19 protein-coding genes are annotated in these 14,607 nt (G+C 42.5%); 4 read left to right on the forward strand and 15 right to left on the reverse strand.

What is annotated here, in order from left to right; translation table 11 throughout:
- Positions 1-87: 87 nt before the first annotated feature.
- On the reverse strand, positions 88-933 hold the full coding sequence (locus tag HRQ60_RS22555; RefSeq protein WP_172200676.1) for a spermidine synthase family protein: 846 nt from the start codon (positions 931-933) through the stop codon (positions 88-90).
- A gap of 309 nt (positions 934-1,242) precedes the next feature.
- Positions 1,243-1,536, reverse strand: coding sequence for a metal-sensitive transcriptional regulator (locus tag HRQ60_RS22560; protein ID WP_172200679.1), 294 nt, complete (start codon positions 1,534-1,536; stop codon positions 1,243-1,245).
- 133 nt (positions 1,537-1,669) lie between these two features.
- On the opposite strand from HRQ60_RS22560, the gene HRQ60_RS22565 reads away from it, so the two are divergent.
- Positions 1,670-2,188 (forward strand): hypothetical protein, encoded by a 519-nt coding sequence (locus HRQ60_RS22565; RefSeq protein ID WP_172200681.1) that lies wholly within the window; start codon positions 1,670-1,672, stop codon positions 2,186-2,188.
- Positions 2,189-2,254: 66 nt separating this feature from the next.
- Here HRQ60_RS22565 and HRQ60_RS22570 read toward each other — a convergent pair whose 3' ends face one another.
- Positions 2,255-2,584: a four-helix bundle copper-binding protein gene (locus HRQ60_RS22570; protein ID WP_127575656.1), complete on the reverse strand. Its 330-nt coding sequence runs from the start codon at positions 2,582-2,584 to the stop codon at positions 2,255-2,257.
- A gap of 183 nt (positions 2,585-2,767) precedes the next feature.
- Here HRQ60_RS22570 and HRQ60_RS22575 point away from each other — a divergent pair, with 183 nt between their 5' ends.
- The 3 genes from HRQ60_RS22575 to HRQ60_RS22585 all read left to right on the forward strand — a co-directional run bounded on the left by HRQ60_RS22575 (position 2,768) and on the right by HRQ60_RS22585 (position 4,169).
- Positions 2,768-3,190, forward strand: a complete 423-nt coding sequence (locus tag HRQ60_RS22575) for a NusG domain II-containing protein (protein WP_127575657.1) — start codon at positions 2,768-2,770, stop codon at positions 3,188-3,190.
- 29 nt (positions 3,191-3,219) lie between these two features.
- Positions 3,220-3,654: a hypothetical protein gene (locus HRQ60_RS22580; protein ID WP_172200683.1), complete on the forward strand. Its 435-nt coding sequence runs from the start codon at positions 3,220-3,222 to the stop codon at positions 3,652-3,654.
- Positions 3,655-3,716: 62 nt separating this feature from the next.
- Positions 3,717-4,169 carry a putative iron-sulfur cluster-binding metallochaperone gene (locus HRQ60_RS22585; protein ID WP_127575659.1) on the forward strand — a complete coding sequence of 151 codons (453 nt, stop codon included), beginning with the start codon at positions 3,717-3,719 and terminating at the stop codon, positions 4,167-4,169.
- Between the two features lie 84 nt (positions 4,170-4,253).
- On the opposite strand, the gene HRQ60_RS22590 is transcribed toward HRQ60_RS22585, so the two are convergent.
- The 12 genes from HRQ60_RS22590 to HRQ60_RS22650 all read right to left on the reverse strand — a co-directional run bounded on the left by HRQ60_RS22590 (position 4,254) and on the right by HRQ60_RS22650 (position 14,490).
- Complete coding sequence (locus tag HRQ60_RS22590) at positions 4,254-5,621, reverse strand: sensor histidine kinase (RefSeq protein ID WP_172200685.1); 1,368 nt, start codon at positions 5,619-5,621, stop codon at positions 4,254-4,256.
- Positions 5,614-6,321, reverse strand: a complete 708-nt coding sequence (locus HRQ60_RS22595; RefSeq protein ID WP_127575661.1) for a response regulator transcription factor — start codon at positions 6,319-6,321, stop codon at positions 5,614-5,616. The genes HRQ60_RS22590 and HRQ60_RS22595 overlap by 8 nt, the downstream gene beginning before the upstream one ends.
- 64 nt (positions 6,322-6,385) lie before the next feature.
- Positions 6,386-6,667: an FAD/FMN-containing dehydrogenase gene (locus HRQ60_RS22600; protein ID WP_240267650.1), complete on the reverse strand. Its 282-nt coding sequence runs from the start codon at positions 6,665-6,667 to the stop codon at positions 6,386-6,388.
- A 79-nt stretch (positions 6,668-6,746) separates the two neighbouring features.
- A complete protein-coding gene (locus HRQ60_RS22605; RefSeq protein WP_343044803.1) occupies positions 6,747-7,367 on the reverse strand; it encodes a class I SAM-dependent methyltransferase in 621 nt (206 codons plus the stop codon).
- A 31-nt stretch (positions 7,368-7,398) separates the two neighbouring features.
- Positions 7,399-7,596, reverse strand: a complete 198-nt coding sequence (locus HRQ60_RS22610; protein WP_036644990.1) for a hypothetical protein — start codon at positions 7,594-7,596, stop codon at positions 7,399-7,401.
- Positions 7,593-9,002, reverse strand: coding sequence for a sensor histidine kinase (locus HRQ60_RS22615; RefSeq protein ID WP_009224861.1), 1,410 nt, complete (start codon positions 9,000-9,002; stop codon positions 7,593-7,595). The genes HRQ60_RS22610 and HRQ60_RS22615 overlap by 4 nt, the downstream gene beginning before the upstream one ends.
- Positions 8,989-9,735 (reverse strand): response regulator transcription factor, encoded by a 747-nt coding sequence (locus tag HRQ60_RS22620; protein ID WP_172200689.1) that lies wholly within the window; start codon positions 9,733-9,735, stop codon positions 8,989-8,991. Before HRQ60_RS22620 ends, HRQ60_RS22615 begins: the two co-directional genes overlap by 14 nt.
- A gap of 2 nt (positions 9,736-9,737) precedes the next feature.
- Positions 9,738-10,523, reverse strand: a complete 786-nt coding sequence (gene lgt, locus HRQ60_RS22625) for a prolipoprotein diacylglyceryl transferase (RefSeq protein ID WP_009224859.1) — start codon at positions 10,521-10,523, stop codon at positions 9,738-9,740.
- Between the two features lie 18 nt (positions 10,524-10,541).
- Positions 10,542-11,654, reverse strand: a complete 1,113-nt coding sequence (locus HRQ60_RS22630) for a YVTN family beta-propeller repeat protein (protein ID WP_484592899.1) — start codon at positions 11,652-11,654, stop codon at positions 10,542-10,544.
- 105 nt (positions 11,655-11,759) lie between these two features.
- Positions 11,760-13,181 carry a YncE family protein gene (locus tag HRQ60_RS22635; RefSeq protein WP_009224857.1) on the reverse strand — a complete coding sequence of 474 codons (1,422 nt, stop codon included), beginning with the start codon at positions 13,179-13,181 and terminating at the stop codon, positions 11,760-11,762.
- 323 nt (positions 13,182-13,504) lie between these two features.
- On the reverse strand, positions 13,505-13,699 hold the full coding sequence (locus HRQ60_RS22645) for a DUF2933 domain-containing protein (protein WP_009224856.1): 195 nt from the start codon (positions 13,697-13,699) through the stop codon (positions 13,505-13,507).
- Between the two features lie 206 nt (positions 13,700-13,905).
- Complete coding sequence (locus tag HRQ60_RS22650) at positions 13,906-14,490, reverse strand: TVP38/TMEM64 family protein (RefSeq protein ID WP_009224855.1); 585 nt, start codon at positions 14,488-14,490, stop codon at positions 13,906-13,908.
- Positions 14,491-14,607 lie beyond the last annotated feature (117 nt).

Below are 14,607 nucleotides of genomic sequence, written 5' to 3' on the forward strand. Positions count from 1 at the left end.
AAGAAGCTGCCACCTGCAAGATACAGGCAGCAGCTTCTTCACGTGTCCTAACCTTTTTTTCAAAGTGTCCTTTACAACGGGTACAGTTTACTTTTTTGTGGTTTTTTTTATGTAGCTTCGCCCATCAGAAATAATCTCCTTAACACCGTTTTGATGAAAAATATCACCTGAAAGCCCTGCTAGAGCATGAACCGCATCAAAACTCCCCTTATTGATATCTACTGCATCGATTTCTTCAAAGCCGGACATTTGAGCAGTCAATAATTCCTGTCCTCCTCCTGCCCCGATAATCAATGCGCTTTTCTTAGGCCCATGCTGAAATGAAAGCGCACCGGTTGTAGTTAGCAAGTAGTCCACTTCTTTGAGTTCTTTGGAATATTTAGAAATCGGGGACATCGCACTTCCATCAATCGACATATAAAGCAATTCATCTTTGGTATCGTAAACATCCGTTCTGGAAAACGCATCCCAATGTGTATAAACAATTTCTGCATCCGGTCTCTTTGAAAAAACGGTAAACGGGCTAGTTTGATATGCTTTAAATTCGATAAAGTCCAAAAAGGGATAGACCATATTAAGGACGAGCCCCATCAAAACGAAAGTGTAAACGAACTTTGACCATCTTCCTGTTTTGCGATAGCTGACAACTAAATATACAAGAATCAATACAGATGTTATTAGACCTATAGTTTGAATAGGGTTAATCGCATTCATCAAGAAAATGGCTCCCGTAGCCCCTAATCCTGCAGCAACCAAATCAACAAAATATAAAATATGGACCTGATCCTTGCTGGATTGCATAGTGCCAGCCAGAATAAGCCCACCCAGAATAAAAGGTATTATGGCGCATAGTGCATAAAAAACAATGCCCTGATAAGGTAATGCATACATAGTCAAAACCACGAGCATCATTGAAACTGCGAATGTTCCCAATATCGAGTGCTCATTTCAATAAATCGTTCATTCCATTTATAAGCCAGATAACCGCCAACGCCTATCCCTAATGTAGCTAAAGAAATAATTAAAAAAACATAGTTATATCCAAAATGACAGAAAAGAATCGGGAAAGAAATATTTCAAATATAATCATGGCTAAGGATGAGAAAAAAACTACCGCCATATCTTTGGCAACTACTCGTGGTTGTAATCGGTGCATTGATCAATACTCCTTATGAAATAGGTACGATTACAGTGTGATCCATTGCCATAATTTTATTCAGTTAGAAAATCGAATAACTTCAATCACTTCATTAATTTGTTCACTGTCACCATAAGTTCCTTCACTACACTCGTATCCCCCTCCTGGATTCGCTCAATAATACAACTCTTCATATGATGCTCCAATAACAATTTTGCAACACCGTTTAGAGCAGATTGTACCGAAGCGATTTGGTTTAGTACATCATCACAATAGGTATCCTGATCGATCATTCCTTTTATTCCTCTAATCTGACCTTCGATTCGATTCAAACGGTTGGTTAAATCGTTTTTTGTCGTCTCTGAATGATGACTTTTTCGATCCGTTGCCGAATTCATATTGCCCACCTCCTCTTATTATATAAACAATATACTCCCACCCCCTATTCATTGCAATTACATAACTGGAGCGCATATTCAAAATGAACAAGCCATATCATGAAGTATAATATAGGTCTAGGGGGTATAAGCATTGATCTTCTTCCCGTTAATTGCATTGTTTTTTCTTCTAACGGCATGGGTATATTTATTTATTATTTCTTTTCGAACTCAGTTAAGTAGTATGGCAGGCATGATGACGGCGATGGCTGTGGGAATGTCTGTCGGTTTGGGAATGGGCAGCCTTCTGACAGTCATAATTGCAGAGGACTTTTTCAAAACAACTTTGCTTAGTATGTTAGCAGGTGGCCTTACTGGTACATTTATTGGATGGCCAAAAGGTCTTATGGCGGTGATAGACGGATTATTATCCGGAGTCATGGGTGGAATGATGGGAACAATGCTTTTGGTTATGATCCCTCCATCTTCAACCCATACCATGTTGAATATTATTGCTTTGTTTACAATCGCAATCCTGTTCCTAGTCTTTATTTTGTTACAAGGTGAAATAGCCCCTGGAGATCTTAACAAAAAATCGTTCCTTCTATCTAACCCCATTTGGATGTTTACGACGATTTGTCTTTTTCTGGCTGCAGATTTTTTTATCATGTAATTCGAATAACATTCCAGACAGATCAAACCCTAAAGCCCGACAGAAACGGGTTTTAGGGTTTGATGATTATGCGGCCATTTTACGGCATGCTTCGGCACATCTAAAACATGCTTCGGCACATTGTTGGCAATGTTCTGGACCATGCTTTTTGCATTCGTTTCCGCATGCTTCACAAACATCCGCACAGATCTTACAGATCTGTTTCGCATAAGAACTGTTCATGGACATCGCTTGCGCAGAGAAGGCGCAAATATCAGCACACTCCCGATCCAATCGTATACATTCTTTCATCATCCCGATATTGTCTTCTTCTAAACAGGATGTGTAACAATGGTTACATGCCACCATGCAGCGCAGACACTCATCGATGCAATGTTGAAACTGTTCGTGAGACATTTGTAACTTTTCACCTTCCATTCCAATTAGTTGAAATACATGAGGTATTATGCTCCAGTGTAGTTTTTTTATTCAGAAATTCGATGATTAGAAATTGTTCAGGATATCACATCATTTCTACAAAGAAAACACATATTTTTCAGATACAATTTAAAGAGATATTATTTTGGGGATGACCAACAGATGAACCATAAGCTGATGAACCATAAGCTTAAAAAGGGTGATTTAATCTTAATTGTTTGCATTATACTACTGGCCACATTTATATTGGGAGCCAGATGGCTTACAAATGATGCCGTAACGAACATGAACGAGGATTATTACGCGACGATTAGAGTGGATAATAAGATCTTCAAGACGGTGAAGCTTACTGATGAACCCCAAATTATCGAAGTGAAAACAGAAAGAGGTTATGATATCCTGAAGATCCATGACAAAGGCATTGAAGTCATCGAATCCGATTGTCCGCAGAAGATTTGCTTCACTTTCGGACTGATTTCCAAACCCAAAGAAGCCATCATTTGTTTGCCATTACGAATGTTTATAGAGGTCGATGGATCAGAAAAAAATAATGCCGAAAACGAGATCGATGCTTATGTAAAATAAGCTGATCTATAAACGGGGAGTGCTAGATATTGAGAAAAAAGACGGTTTGGGCAGTAGGATCGTTATTCATCATTATTGTTGTTTTAGGAGTTGGCAGCATTTTTACGAATAGATCTTCTAATAATTCAAATTCCTTTTCTTTTGATGAAAAAACTTATGATTGGCAAAATAACGGTAAAGAAAAACGGTACATTACTCAATTACTCGAGGGTAATGTGGATACTTTATTGAAGGGCACCGTTAAAACAGATACGGATTGCGAAGCAGACGAAACTGGAATTAGCAGATGCCATAATCAAATCGAATTGGAGAATAAAAAAACAGTAACGGTTGTTAACATCCATAATATGCAAAACTTCGCCTGTTTCTCCCCTGGTGATGAGGTTGAAATTCAACCATTAACCGTGGGATGGGTGACAACCTTAAAAACAAAAGGTGCCAGCGTTCATGATTCGACAAATTAAAATGAATTAAAAGGGTCCTACCTGAACACCCCATCAAATTTACATAAGGAGTGATAAAAAAAATGGATAGTTGTTGTCAATCATCCACTGACCAGTCGACAATACCTACTCAATGCCCCGTATGTCATCAAAAGGGGAAGGGTATTCAATTGATTACACTCAAGGCTATGCTTCAACCAATTGCATTAGAAATCATCCATCCAGAATGTGATTACTTTTTTTGTATTAATTCATCTTGTGAAGTTATATATTTTTGCGAATTGCAGACCTTTGAAAGAGATATGCTAAAAGTTTCGGTATATCAAAAAGACGATTCAATGGCTGTTCCTGTTTGCTACTGTTTTGGGTGGACAAGAGAACGTATAGTACAAGCGGTTAAAGAAAACCAGCAACCAATTGACCGTATACGGGAACAAGTTCAGGCAAATCGTTGTGGATGTGAGGTTAATAATCCTCAAGGTTCTTGTTGTTTAGGCAATGTCACGACGTTTATTCGAAGTCTTGACAAAAGCTAATCTCTTGTCTTCTCATTAGCAACAATTCTTATGAAAAAAGTGGAATTTAAAGATGAGTTTCTCTTTTAAGAGACAATTCATCTTTTATTTTAACTTTTTTGGAAAGTGTAATGTAAACCTGGTGCCTTGATTGATTTTACTCTCGACATGAATACTGCCGCCGTGCGCTTCTACGATGGCCTTTACGATAGCCAAACCGATTCCGGCACCGCCTGTTTTGCGATTCCGCGATTTATCTCCACGATAGAAACGCTCGAAAATATGTGGCAGCTCATCGGACGCTATGCCCGAACCCGTATCCGAAACGGTTACGTTCACTTGATCTGCAGCTTCAAAAATTCTAACATAAATTGAACCTTCGCCAGTAAATTTATAAGCGTTATTCAACAGGTTCACAAAAACTTGAATCAGTCGTCCAGCATCGCCGGTGATAACAACAGGAGTTTCTTCCTGAATGATGAGATCGATCGGTTTCTCGCTGAACTGAGCTTTTACCGTTTTTTCGGATTCTCTGATTACCTCAAGCAGTCTAACCGGTTCTTGTTTTAGCTTGAGCATCGGATTTTCGACCGCTGACAAGTTCTCCAAATCATGAATAAGCTTTACTAACCGGATAACTTGCCCATGACAAACCTCCAATTTATCGGGCGTTGCTTCCCATACACCATCTTGAAAAGCTTCAATATGGCTTTGGATCGTGGCCAGCGGTGTGCGTAATTCATGGGCGATATCGGCCGTTAAATTTTTGCGCAACTGATCTTGTTGCTCCAGTGCATCCGCTAGATGGTTTAAAGCGAGTCCCACCTCCTCGATTTCCGTTTGACGATGCGCCAGTACAACACGGGAAGACAAGTTCCCTTCCTTCATTTGAGTAGCTATTTGTTTAATGCGTAATAAAGGCCTGCTTAGGCTATTTGACATAATTACGCTAAATATCGTTACACCGGTAATGGCTAAAATAAACGCCACCCAAAGTAACGTGTTAAACAGGTTCAAAAACTGTCGGTTTTGTATTTCAAAATTGCTTGCAAGTCCCTCAATTTCGATCCTGCCAATCTTCACATGATTCTTTGTAATCTCTCGCGTTATTACTTTCGTATTTATAGTACCTTTTTCAGTCAGTGTAGAGGCATGCATCATTCTCCCCATGGATTTCGTATCCCAGATCAAATTGCCTCCGGCGTTATAAATGCTCACGTTATAGTTCCGGAGCATAGCTTGATGGGAGATAGACATTAAAGAATCCTCAGACCATCCCCTTGAACTTTCATCATAGGATCCTTCCAAATCTTCAACAATCGTATCTGCCTCTGCCTGCTGCTGGGTTTGCGTATACCTTCCAAATGAGAAAGACATGACGAGATAAACGATGACCATGATGAGCAGCAGTGAACCGAGGCTTACGCCTAGATGCGAAATTAACAGTCTTTTACGCAGTCCTCCGCTATTCATCGGGTACCCCCTGAAATTTATAACCCACCCCATAGACCGTAATAATAAACGATGGATTTTTCGGATCATCACCGATTTTTTGGCGGATGTTCTTGATATGGACATCGATCGTGCGTTCCATGCCTTCAAAATCATCACCTTGGATCAGATTAACCAGTTCGAAACGGGTAAATGCTCTTTTAGGATGTTTGGCTAAAGTTTCAAGCAATTTGAATTCAATGGGGGTAAGCTGGACGGTTTCGCCTTTAACTATTACTTCATGCCGTTCTGAATCGATGGAGAGGCGGTTCCCACCGAAAGAAATCTTTTTTTCCTGAGTCGTATATCCGGCGGACTTCGATCTTCTTAGCAAGCTGATCACTCTGGCCATCAGTTCCCGAGGGCTGAACGGCTTGACAAGATAGTCATCAGCTCCTATCAATAGACCGTGAACAAGGTCATCTTCACTGCTTTTTGCGGTCAACATGAGGATAGGTATATCCGATTTCTTTCGAATCGTTTTGCAGACATCCTCACCCGAAAGGTCCGGAAGCATTAAGTCCAAGATGACTAAGTCAGGCTGGAGATTTTCAAAAAGCCGAAGCGCCCCATACCCCGAATCTGTTTCGTAAACCAGATAATCCTGTTTCTCCAGGTAGGCTTTAATGACGTGTAGAAGGCTTGGCTCATCATCGATAATTAAAATTTTTGTCCGTTCCATACAAATCCTTTCATTAAATAAGACAAGACCTCACGTAACTCGCGAGGCCTGTCTAAATTCGTGATTAGAAGTTCATCATATTGCTGCCCATCTGAGTATTGTTCATCATACCTTTCGCACCTGAGCCACTGCCACCATGGCAGCTATTATACATCTCCCGAATTTGTTCCTCGGAAAGATCCGGGTGCATTTGTTTTGCATGCGGCAACATTTGTTCAAAGGTGCTTTGGTTATTTACTTTACCACTGTCTTCGGTACCGTTTTCGGCTGTAGCCGCGTAGGCACCTGCCGTTCCAATTCCCATAACCAAAGCCATCGTTGCGATTCCAATCCATAGTTTTTTCATTAGTATCTCCTCCTTTTGAATATAATATAAACGATAAATATGAAGAACTAATTTATACATTGTGAAGAAGTTATAAAGATCAAACCATTGTATTTAAGGTTAGACTTCTGACGATTGTAGAAAACAACTGCTCGTTTTGTTCAATAGCGAGTCCCGCTTTTTCCACATTTTCCATCGTTCTTCGATTGATGTTCGCCCCAGACAACCTCACAGTGATTGGATTAAGCAGATCCATGATTTTTCCCACAACCGGGTTATCGCTACGCATATGCTCCAATAAACGAATTTGTCCTTCCGGCTTACATACACGAGCCATTTCTTTCATCCCTTGTATAGGGTCTGGAACAGAGCAAAACACGCAGGTAGCTATTACATAATCAAAGGTATGGTCCGCAAAATCCATGTGCTCTGTATCCATTTCAATCAAATCTACCTTCATGCCGAGTTCTTCGGCGCGTAGCTTGGCGTAATTCAGCATACTGGGACTAAAATCTATTCCCGTTAATGAAACGGAAGAAGGATAGTAGGGAAGATTAGCTCCCGTACCAATGCCAACCTCCAGAATATTGCCACTTAATCCTGATAATAAGCTGCTTCTCCAAGTTTTCATCATTTTACTGTCCATTTTGTGGAACAGAGGGGCTACGCGATTGTATCGCCTTTTTATTTTTTCGGTTTGGACCTTATTCAATATTTTCACCTCGGATTTGAACTTAAGGAACCGATAGGAGTTAAGGTTTGTTTCTTTGCGTGAACCAATATACGATACCAAAGATCGTAGCTATCACAATCATCGATAAGCAAGCCTGCCCGATGGAAAGTCCCATCTGAGTAAATGACATGCCACGGAATGAGAAAGCCGATACGATTAAACATGCCAGCCCCATAGTTATGAGAACAATGACTATAACCCAATCCGCCTTCTTCATATTCGTTCCTCCTGGTGTTCAGGCACAAAGCGGATCTCAAACCTAGTTCCGTGGCCTAACTTACTAAAGACCTTGAGTTCCCCGCCTTGCAGCTCCACCAACTTTTTAGCGATTGGCAAACCGAGCCCTGTACCACCATATTGCCGTGAGCGGGACTTCTCCACACGATAAAAACGGTCAAAGATGTACGGAATCTCATCCTCAGGGATACCCATACCGGTATCTTCCACTGCTATATAAATAAAGGAGCGGTTTTGGTCCAGTTCAACGACGATGCTGCCCTTCTCCGTATAGCGTACAGCATTTTCCAACAAGTTAAGAAGAACCTGCTCTGTTCTCAAACCGTCACCGTAAATCAATGGAATGTTGCTGTTGATCTTCGTTTGGAGAGATAAGTTCTTCTCGCCGGCTTTAAGCTTAATTTTTTGAACCGCGTTATCCGTAATTTCCGCTAAGTCAATCCACTCCAGCGACAGGCTGACTTTTCCTTCTTCCATCTTAGCCAAATCGAATAGATCATCAACGAGGTGCTGTAAACGCATGGCCTCTTCATGAATAATATCTAAATATTTATCCTTCTCCTCCTCTGTTTCATATAGACGCTTCTTGAGGACTTGTGCATATCCTTCCAAGTACGTGATCGGAGTTCGCAGCTCATGAGATATATTCGCAAAAAATTCCTGCCGGGTATCCCTATATCGCTGTAGCTCGATGGCCAGATGATTGATGGAATCCGCCAAAACACCAATTTCATCATCTCGCTGAATCGTTAATCGAGTTTCCAGCTCACCCGCGGCAATTTTCCGGGTTGCCGCTTGCATTTGCAGCATGGGTCGGGATAGGATTTTGGCGATGATCCAGGTGATTCCCAGTGCCAGTAGAAATGCCCCTAGGCCTGACAGTACCAATACGCTACGAACGGCCGTGATGGATTCATCCATATGCCCGGTTGAAGAAAGGACATAAACCGCGGCTTTAATATTTACCCCCGTGGCATCCAATACGGGTCTGGCCGCCACGAAGTAACGTTCTCCATTAGCATCGGTATGTTCAAGCTTTACGGCTTTCCCGGTAAAAAGAAGCTTCAGGTCCTTGGGTTTAATGAATGTTCGGTCCGATATTTCATAGGTTCCGGAATTTGCCAATATGTCTCCTTGTTCAGAAACAAATAAAATACTGACGTTTGAAAAATCGGCAAACTTGAGCAGCGTCTCTTCGGACAACATCTCAGGCGATTGGCTCATCGCTGTGAAGTGAGTCGTGAGTTCATTTACCTCTGTTCTCATTTCCGAGTTATAGAAATTCGTGAACATTCGATCAATCGTCAATCCTAAAGAGAGAATCACGACAACAAAAGCGACGAGAATCATCAAACCAAGCCTGAAGCCAATTTTATTCCTTCTCATTGGAAGTACCCGCTCCGTTGAACTTATACCCTACTCCCCACACCGTTTGAATCGGATTATAGCCAAGCCCTGCCTTTTGAGTCTTTTCCCGAATATTTTTGATATGAGTATCTACGACGCGAACTTCTCCCTCGTATTCGTCTCCCCAGATTAGATTCACCAACTCTTCGCGGCTGAACGCACGTTGTTCGCTTTTCGCGAGCGAGATGAATAAATCAAACTCTTTCTGTGTGAATTCAACGGAATGGTCATGGATAATAACTTCTCTACCTTCCGGTAATATTCTCAGATGGGGAAACTCTAACGCAGCCTCTTGCCGCCTGATGGATTGTGTAATCGCCGAACGGCGGATTAAGGAATAGACCCGGGCAAGCAATTCCTCAGGTTCAAATGGCTTGGTCAAATAATCGTCCGCGCCGATGCCAAGCCCGTACACTTTATCTTTCGTCTCCGAACGCGCGGTGAGCATCAAAATAGCTACATGATCCTTCTCCCGGATCTTTTTGCATACTTGCCACCCGTCCATATCCGGCAGCATAAGGTCCAGCAGAATAATGTCGAAATGATGGTTAGCCGCCATTTCCAAGGCTCCATTGCCGTTTGTAGCTTCCTTGACCTCGAACCCTTCTCGCGTTAAATAAATCCGCAAGAGATTGCGCATATTCCATTCATCATCTACAACAAGAACCTGTAGTTTTGGCACGCCGCCACCCGCCTTTACCGATTGACTCATTTTTACATAGTGATTACCTTTGTCTCTTGGTTGCGCTTAAAGAAGAAATACACCATCAAGGCCATAGAGATCAGGAAGATACTCATACTGGTCCATTGTCCGGCAGTCCAATCCAAGGCGTACCGTGGTGAATCCCCACGAAGGAATTCCAAAGAAAACCGGACCAGTGCATACATCATATTATAACTTAAAAACAGCACACCTACGGGAAGCTTGATATTCTTCATGGCTATGAGAACTCCAAATACGATCAAATCGAGCTGACCCTCCCAAACTTCGGCCGGCCATAGCGGAACGGAACCATACCGTTCAAAAGCGATGGTACCTTCAGGGTAAACAACCCCAAAGCCTGTCCCAGTCGGAGCTCCAAACGCATCACCATTTAGGAAGCAGGCAATCCGGCCTACGGCCTGACCTAATATGATGGCAGGAGCCACAATATCGGCGAGTTCCCAAAACGAAATTTTATTTTTCCAGGTATAAACAGCCGTTGTCAGGAATCCGCCAACCAATGCTCCCTGTATGGCGATTCCGCCATTCCAGATGGCAAAAATCTCAGATAAATGGTTCGAGTAGTATCCCCATTGAAAAAAGAACACATGCCATATTCTGGCTCCTAGAATGGCACCAAGAAGTACATAGAACACCAGATTAAAGATATGTTTTTGATATTGCGTCCCTCTAGCTAAATAATACGCCATGCCCACGGCAAGCAATACAGCCAAACCCACTACGACGCCATAGGATCTAAGGGAGAATCCCCCGATTTCAAATAAAATTACTCTCACGTCACTATCCCCTTATTATTATGGAGTAACACTAATTCCATTTGGCGTTGTGCCTACTTTAATCGTTGTAATCACTTTATTGGTTTCATTGTCGATCACGGTTACAGTGTTATCGAACATGTTTGTCACATATATTTTACTGTTATCCGGGCTCACTACCACGCCATGCGCCCCTTTGCCCGTCTCGATCGTGGCAATGACCTGATTTGTAGCCAGGTCAATTTTCGAGATACTATTTGATGGATTTTGTTCGGTACCTTGATTCGCAATAATCGCATACTTGTTGTCGGATGGAATATACACCTGCGCAGGACCGTTACCGACAGGTACTTTGATCATTTTCTCGGTAGCTAAGTCCACAATTACGGCTGCATTCTCTGCGTTTAAAGGAACGACCAGGGTTTTACCGTCACTCGTTACGCCAGTCGTTACAGGCGTGCTACCGACCTTGATCTTTTTCTCCTCAACCATGGTCTGCAAGTTCAACACACTAACGGTGTCTTCGCTCATATTTGCCACATAGGCAAATTTACTGTCCGCCGACACTCTAAAACCATGAGGGCCTTTTCCTGCTGGAATCGTTCCCACCGTTTGAAACGTCTTGGCATCCAGTACCGTTACATTATTTCCTTCATTATTGGTAACCAGAACATTTTTCCCATCCATCGTAAAAACGAGATGAGCCGGGTGGATACCTACTTCGACTTTCTTGACGAGTTCGTCTGAAACCGTGTCATAAAAATAGGCATAACCGCTCATTTCATGATCGCCATCTTCGCCATGTCCGCCCTCTTGATCTTCCGCCTCCGACATTCCTTCCATGTCCGACATTGATGGAACAACCGTAGCTCCTACCAATTTCCCGTCGGGAGAGACCTGGACATTATGAACGGCCCCTTCAACCTTAATGGTCTGCAGGACTTGATTTGAAGTTGCATCTATCTTAGTAACACTTCCCCCTTCATCGGCAGTGTAAAAAAACGCCGGCGCAACATTTTGTGAAATTGGGGCTTCAGCTTTGTTTTCAGAGTTATTCGTGGTTTGATTTGGTTGTGCAGCATTGTTATTCTGTTGTGCAGTACCACAGGCAGTAATACCAATGGCTAAAACCGCTACAGAGAGCGTTATCATCCAGTTTCTTTTCATGTTATTTATCCCCCTAAATTTATTTATTCTCATTTTTATATTTATCCCCAAAAAATATAGTGAGCGTGCTCACTATATTTCTCGATTCAGTTACTCACTCCAGGATAAAGAAACCGTTTCTCCATTGGGTCCGTCAATTTTCATTTCGACCTGAGAGGCTTGCTCTGTTTTTGGAAACCAGGCCAAATAAAAAGGATGGTGTGAGTCGTTGCTTACGGAAACCAACCGAGAAGGAGACACATATTTACCATTTAAGCCTTGCAGGCTAATCCTCTGCTCATTTAACAAATCAGAAATATCGCCAGAATGAGCAGCTAATGAAATTCCATAGATATCATTTTGTTGAAAATCCTCCGCTTTGATATCCGTAAAATTCGGATCATTCCCAAGGTCAGTTGCCTTTAACCTTTGCACCGTGATTTGAGCCGAGCCAAGCGTTCCCTCCTGAACGGATGGATCCGGACTAATGTCAGGGGCGGTTACGTTCGAAGCTTGGACAGGAACAATGATATCTTCCAGCGATATTTCATGCGGTTCGGAACCTACCGGAATTATGGCTACGACCTTTCTGTCTTCTCGGTTGATCTTTACGATATCGTTCGATTGCCGATTTGAGACAAAAGCCCATACCCCATCAGGTGAAAAGCCTACGTGATTTGCATAGGAACCCGTTGAAATCGTCGCTAAAACACGAAAGTTGTCCGTATTGATCACTGTGACATCGTTCGATTTGTTATTGCTGACCCACAATTCTTTTCCGTCTGGGGAGACAGTTACCCCATGAGGAGCCTCTCCCGCTTCAATATCCTTGATCACTTGCATGGTTTTCATATCGATGACAGACACCGTATTCGACTCTACATTGGCAGCAAAAGCATATCGCGAATCCGGCATAACCGCCACCTCGTTAGGTACTTTCCCGACAGCGATGGTTTTGACGACTTTTGCCGTTGTTGCGTCTACGATGGAAATCGTATCATCATTCACATTAGCTGTCCAAACTTGGGAACCATCCGCAGTAACTGCCACATGCGCCGGGCCTTCTCCCGTCTCAACCATGGATTTTAGATTGAGATTCGCCGTATCCACAATGGCTAATTTCCCGCCCGTTTTACCAAGCCCCGGATTAAGGGATACGTATAAGTTTTGACCGTCCGGGCTTATATCGATGCCATGAACGCCTTCGTCAAAAGCAAGTTCCTTTATTTTCTTTTTGGTTTTCGTATCGATCGCTATCAGCGTTTTGCCGTCAAAGCCGGTGCCGACGTAAAGTACTTTTTGGTCTAAGCTTAGTGCAATACCATGGGAAGCTTGGTCTGTTCCCAGTTTAATCGTGTCCACTGCTTTTCCTTGTTCATAATCAACAACGGAGATGGTTCCGTCTCCAGCGTTTGGTACATAAAAAACTGAAGCAGGAGCTGCTTTCCCTTCTGGCTGTTTTACGAAAAGCCAAGTACCGGCAACGAGCAAAAGGAAAAGCAAAACTCCCCCCCATCGATAGATATTTTTCATGAACTCATCCACTCCATGTTCTCGTCATTGGGTTTGTTAGTGTCGTTTCTTACTCATCATCGGCATCAAAACCAGGTGTGACAATGGGCAAATCAGCAGAAGCAGGAATGGAATAATGTTTCCCGTTGAGCCTGTTATTCCGTTAAAAAGTAGCATTGCAGCGAATAGAACGATCGGCAAAACACAGCACAAGATCATCATCCAATTATGTTTTTTGGAATGGCCGGAATGCTCCCCGCCAGCATGATTATTTCCGTCATGGTTGTGATTACCACAGCAACTCATGTTAGTTCCTCCTTTGTTAATTTGAACTTCGGATTGGTTTACCGGGATAATTTTTGAATTTCTTGCTTCATTTGCTCATTTTGCGCTTTTAGTTCGTCAAGCTGTACTTGCATCGCACGGTCATTTGAATGCTCCGAATGAGAGCCGTGTCCATGACCATGCCCCTTCATTCCAAACATCATAAACACCATCATTAACGGACAAGCCAACAATAGCAGCCAAGACCAATCCATTTGTATTCCTCCTTTATCATTTCAATAACTTGATATGTTCATTGTAAAGAGTGATTGTGTAGAAACCGTGTGGAAAGCGTGCAATTTCTATGGACTTATAAAAAAACACGACCCGATATTATGGTCGTGGTAAGGCGTGGACGGTACTGTATCCAAACTAGGCATGTCAATAATTCAGCCCCTTCGATCCTTTCTTTGGCGAATGTTTAAATATCCGACTTCCTAGATCTGAACTTTCCGGGTATAAAGAGAATGAAAAAGAATGAAAATAGTAGCAATATTGAAATACCCGTCTTGACGCGTTGGTCTTCAATCATCTTAAACCCATAGCCAGCCATAGACTCTAAAAGAATGGACGGGGCTTTTCCGATGCCTGTAGCGAGGAGATAGATCGGGATACGTACTTGTGCTATTACACTCATGACTGTAACCAGGGCGGACGGCATATATGGAATGATTCTGGCGATCAAAACCGTGAGAAACTGCCTAAGAGTACTCATCCGTTGTATACGATGGAACCACAATCTTCTGTTCTTTGAAAGATACTTCTCCTCTAGTTTGAGTGCCCCTTTTCGGTATAACATATAGGAAACAATCGCACCGGCCATTTCACCGAGCCAGGATACGAAAAAACCTGGGATTCCCCCAAACACTAACACATTGGCCATCGTGAGAAAAACGGAAGGAATTACCCCTAAGATGCTGATGACCACATTGAGGACGATGCTAAGGACGTACGATCCTATCCCCCAGCCTGCCAACCATTCTGCAACATCTTCTGCCTGTAACATTGCCGGATTCGCTCCCTAATACTAACATCATTTTTTTAATGACGGATTGTAAAATGAAGTGCAACACCTCGAACTGAATATAAAAAGGCCCACGGCCGGATTCGTGTAGAATGAAGT

Origin of the sequence: Saccharibacillus qingshengii (genome assembly GCF_013185195.1) — a bacterium.
Taxonomy (GTDB): Bacteria; Bacillota; Bacilli; order Paenibacillales; family Paenibacillaceae; genus Saccharibacillus; species Saccharibacillus qingshengii.

Bases quoted from the DNA above. Each gene is read 5' to 3' on its own strand.
- HRQ60_RS22590 (WP_172200685.1), bottom strand. From the start codon at position 5,621: ATGAATAGCGGAGGACTGCGTAAAAGACTGTTAATTTCGCATCTAGGC.
- HRQ60_RS22610 (WP_036644990.1), bottom strand. From the start codon at position 7,596: ATGAAGAAGGCGGATTGGGTTATAGTCATTGTTCTCATAACTATGGGG.
- HRQ60_RS22620 (WP_172200689.1), bottom strand. From the start codon at position 9,735: ATGAGTCAATCGGTAAAGGCGGGTGGCGGCGTGCCAAAACTACAGGTT.
- HRQ60_RS22560 (WP_172200679.1), bottom strand. From the start codon at position 1,536: ATGAATTCGGCAACGGATCGAAAAAGTCATCATTCAGAGACGACAAAA.
- HRQ60_RS22635 (WP_009224857.1), bottom strand. From the start codon at position 13,181: ATGAAAAATATCTATCGATGGGGGGGAGTTTTGCTTTTCCTTTTGCTC.
- HRQ60_RS22600 (WP_240267650.1), bottom strand. From the start codon at position 6,667: ATGAAAAAACTATGGATTGGAATCGCAACGATGGCTTTGGTTATGGGA.
- HRQ60_RS22585 (WP_127575659.1), top strand. From the start codon at position 3,717: ATGGATAGTTGTTGTCAATCATCCACTGACCAGTCGACAATACCTACT.
- HRQ60_RS22630 (WP_484592899.1), bottom strand. From the start codon at position 11,654: ATGATAACGCTCTCTGTAGCGGTTTTAGCCATTGGTATTACTGCCTGT.
- HRQ60_RS22615 (WP_009224861.1), bottom strand. From the start codon at position 9,002: ATGAGAAGGAATAAAATTGGCTTCAGGCTTGGTTTGATGATTCTCGTC.
- HRQ60_RS22650 (WP_009224855.1), bottom strand. From the start codon at position 14,490: ATGTTACAGGCAGAAGATGTTGCAGAATGGTTGGCAGGCTGGGGGATA.
- HRQ60_RS22595 (WP_127575661.1), bottom strand. From the start codon at position 6,321: ATGGAACGGACAAAAATTTTAATTATCGATGATGAGCCAAGCCTTCTA.
- HRQ60_RS22645 (WP_009224856.1), bottom strand. From the start codon at position 13,699: ATGGATTGGTCTTGGCTGCTATTGTTGGCTTGTCCGTTAATGATGGTG.
- HRQ60_RS22575 (WP_127575657.1), top strand. From the start codon at position 2,768: ATGAACCATAAGCTGATGAACCATAAGCTTAAAAAGGGTGATTTAATC.
- HRQ60_RS22570 (WP_127575656.1), bottom strand. From the start codon at position 2,584: ATGTCTCACGAACAGTTTCAACATTGCATCGATGAGTGTCTGCGCTGC.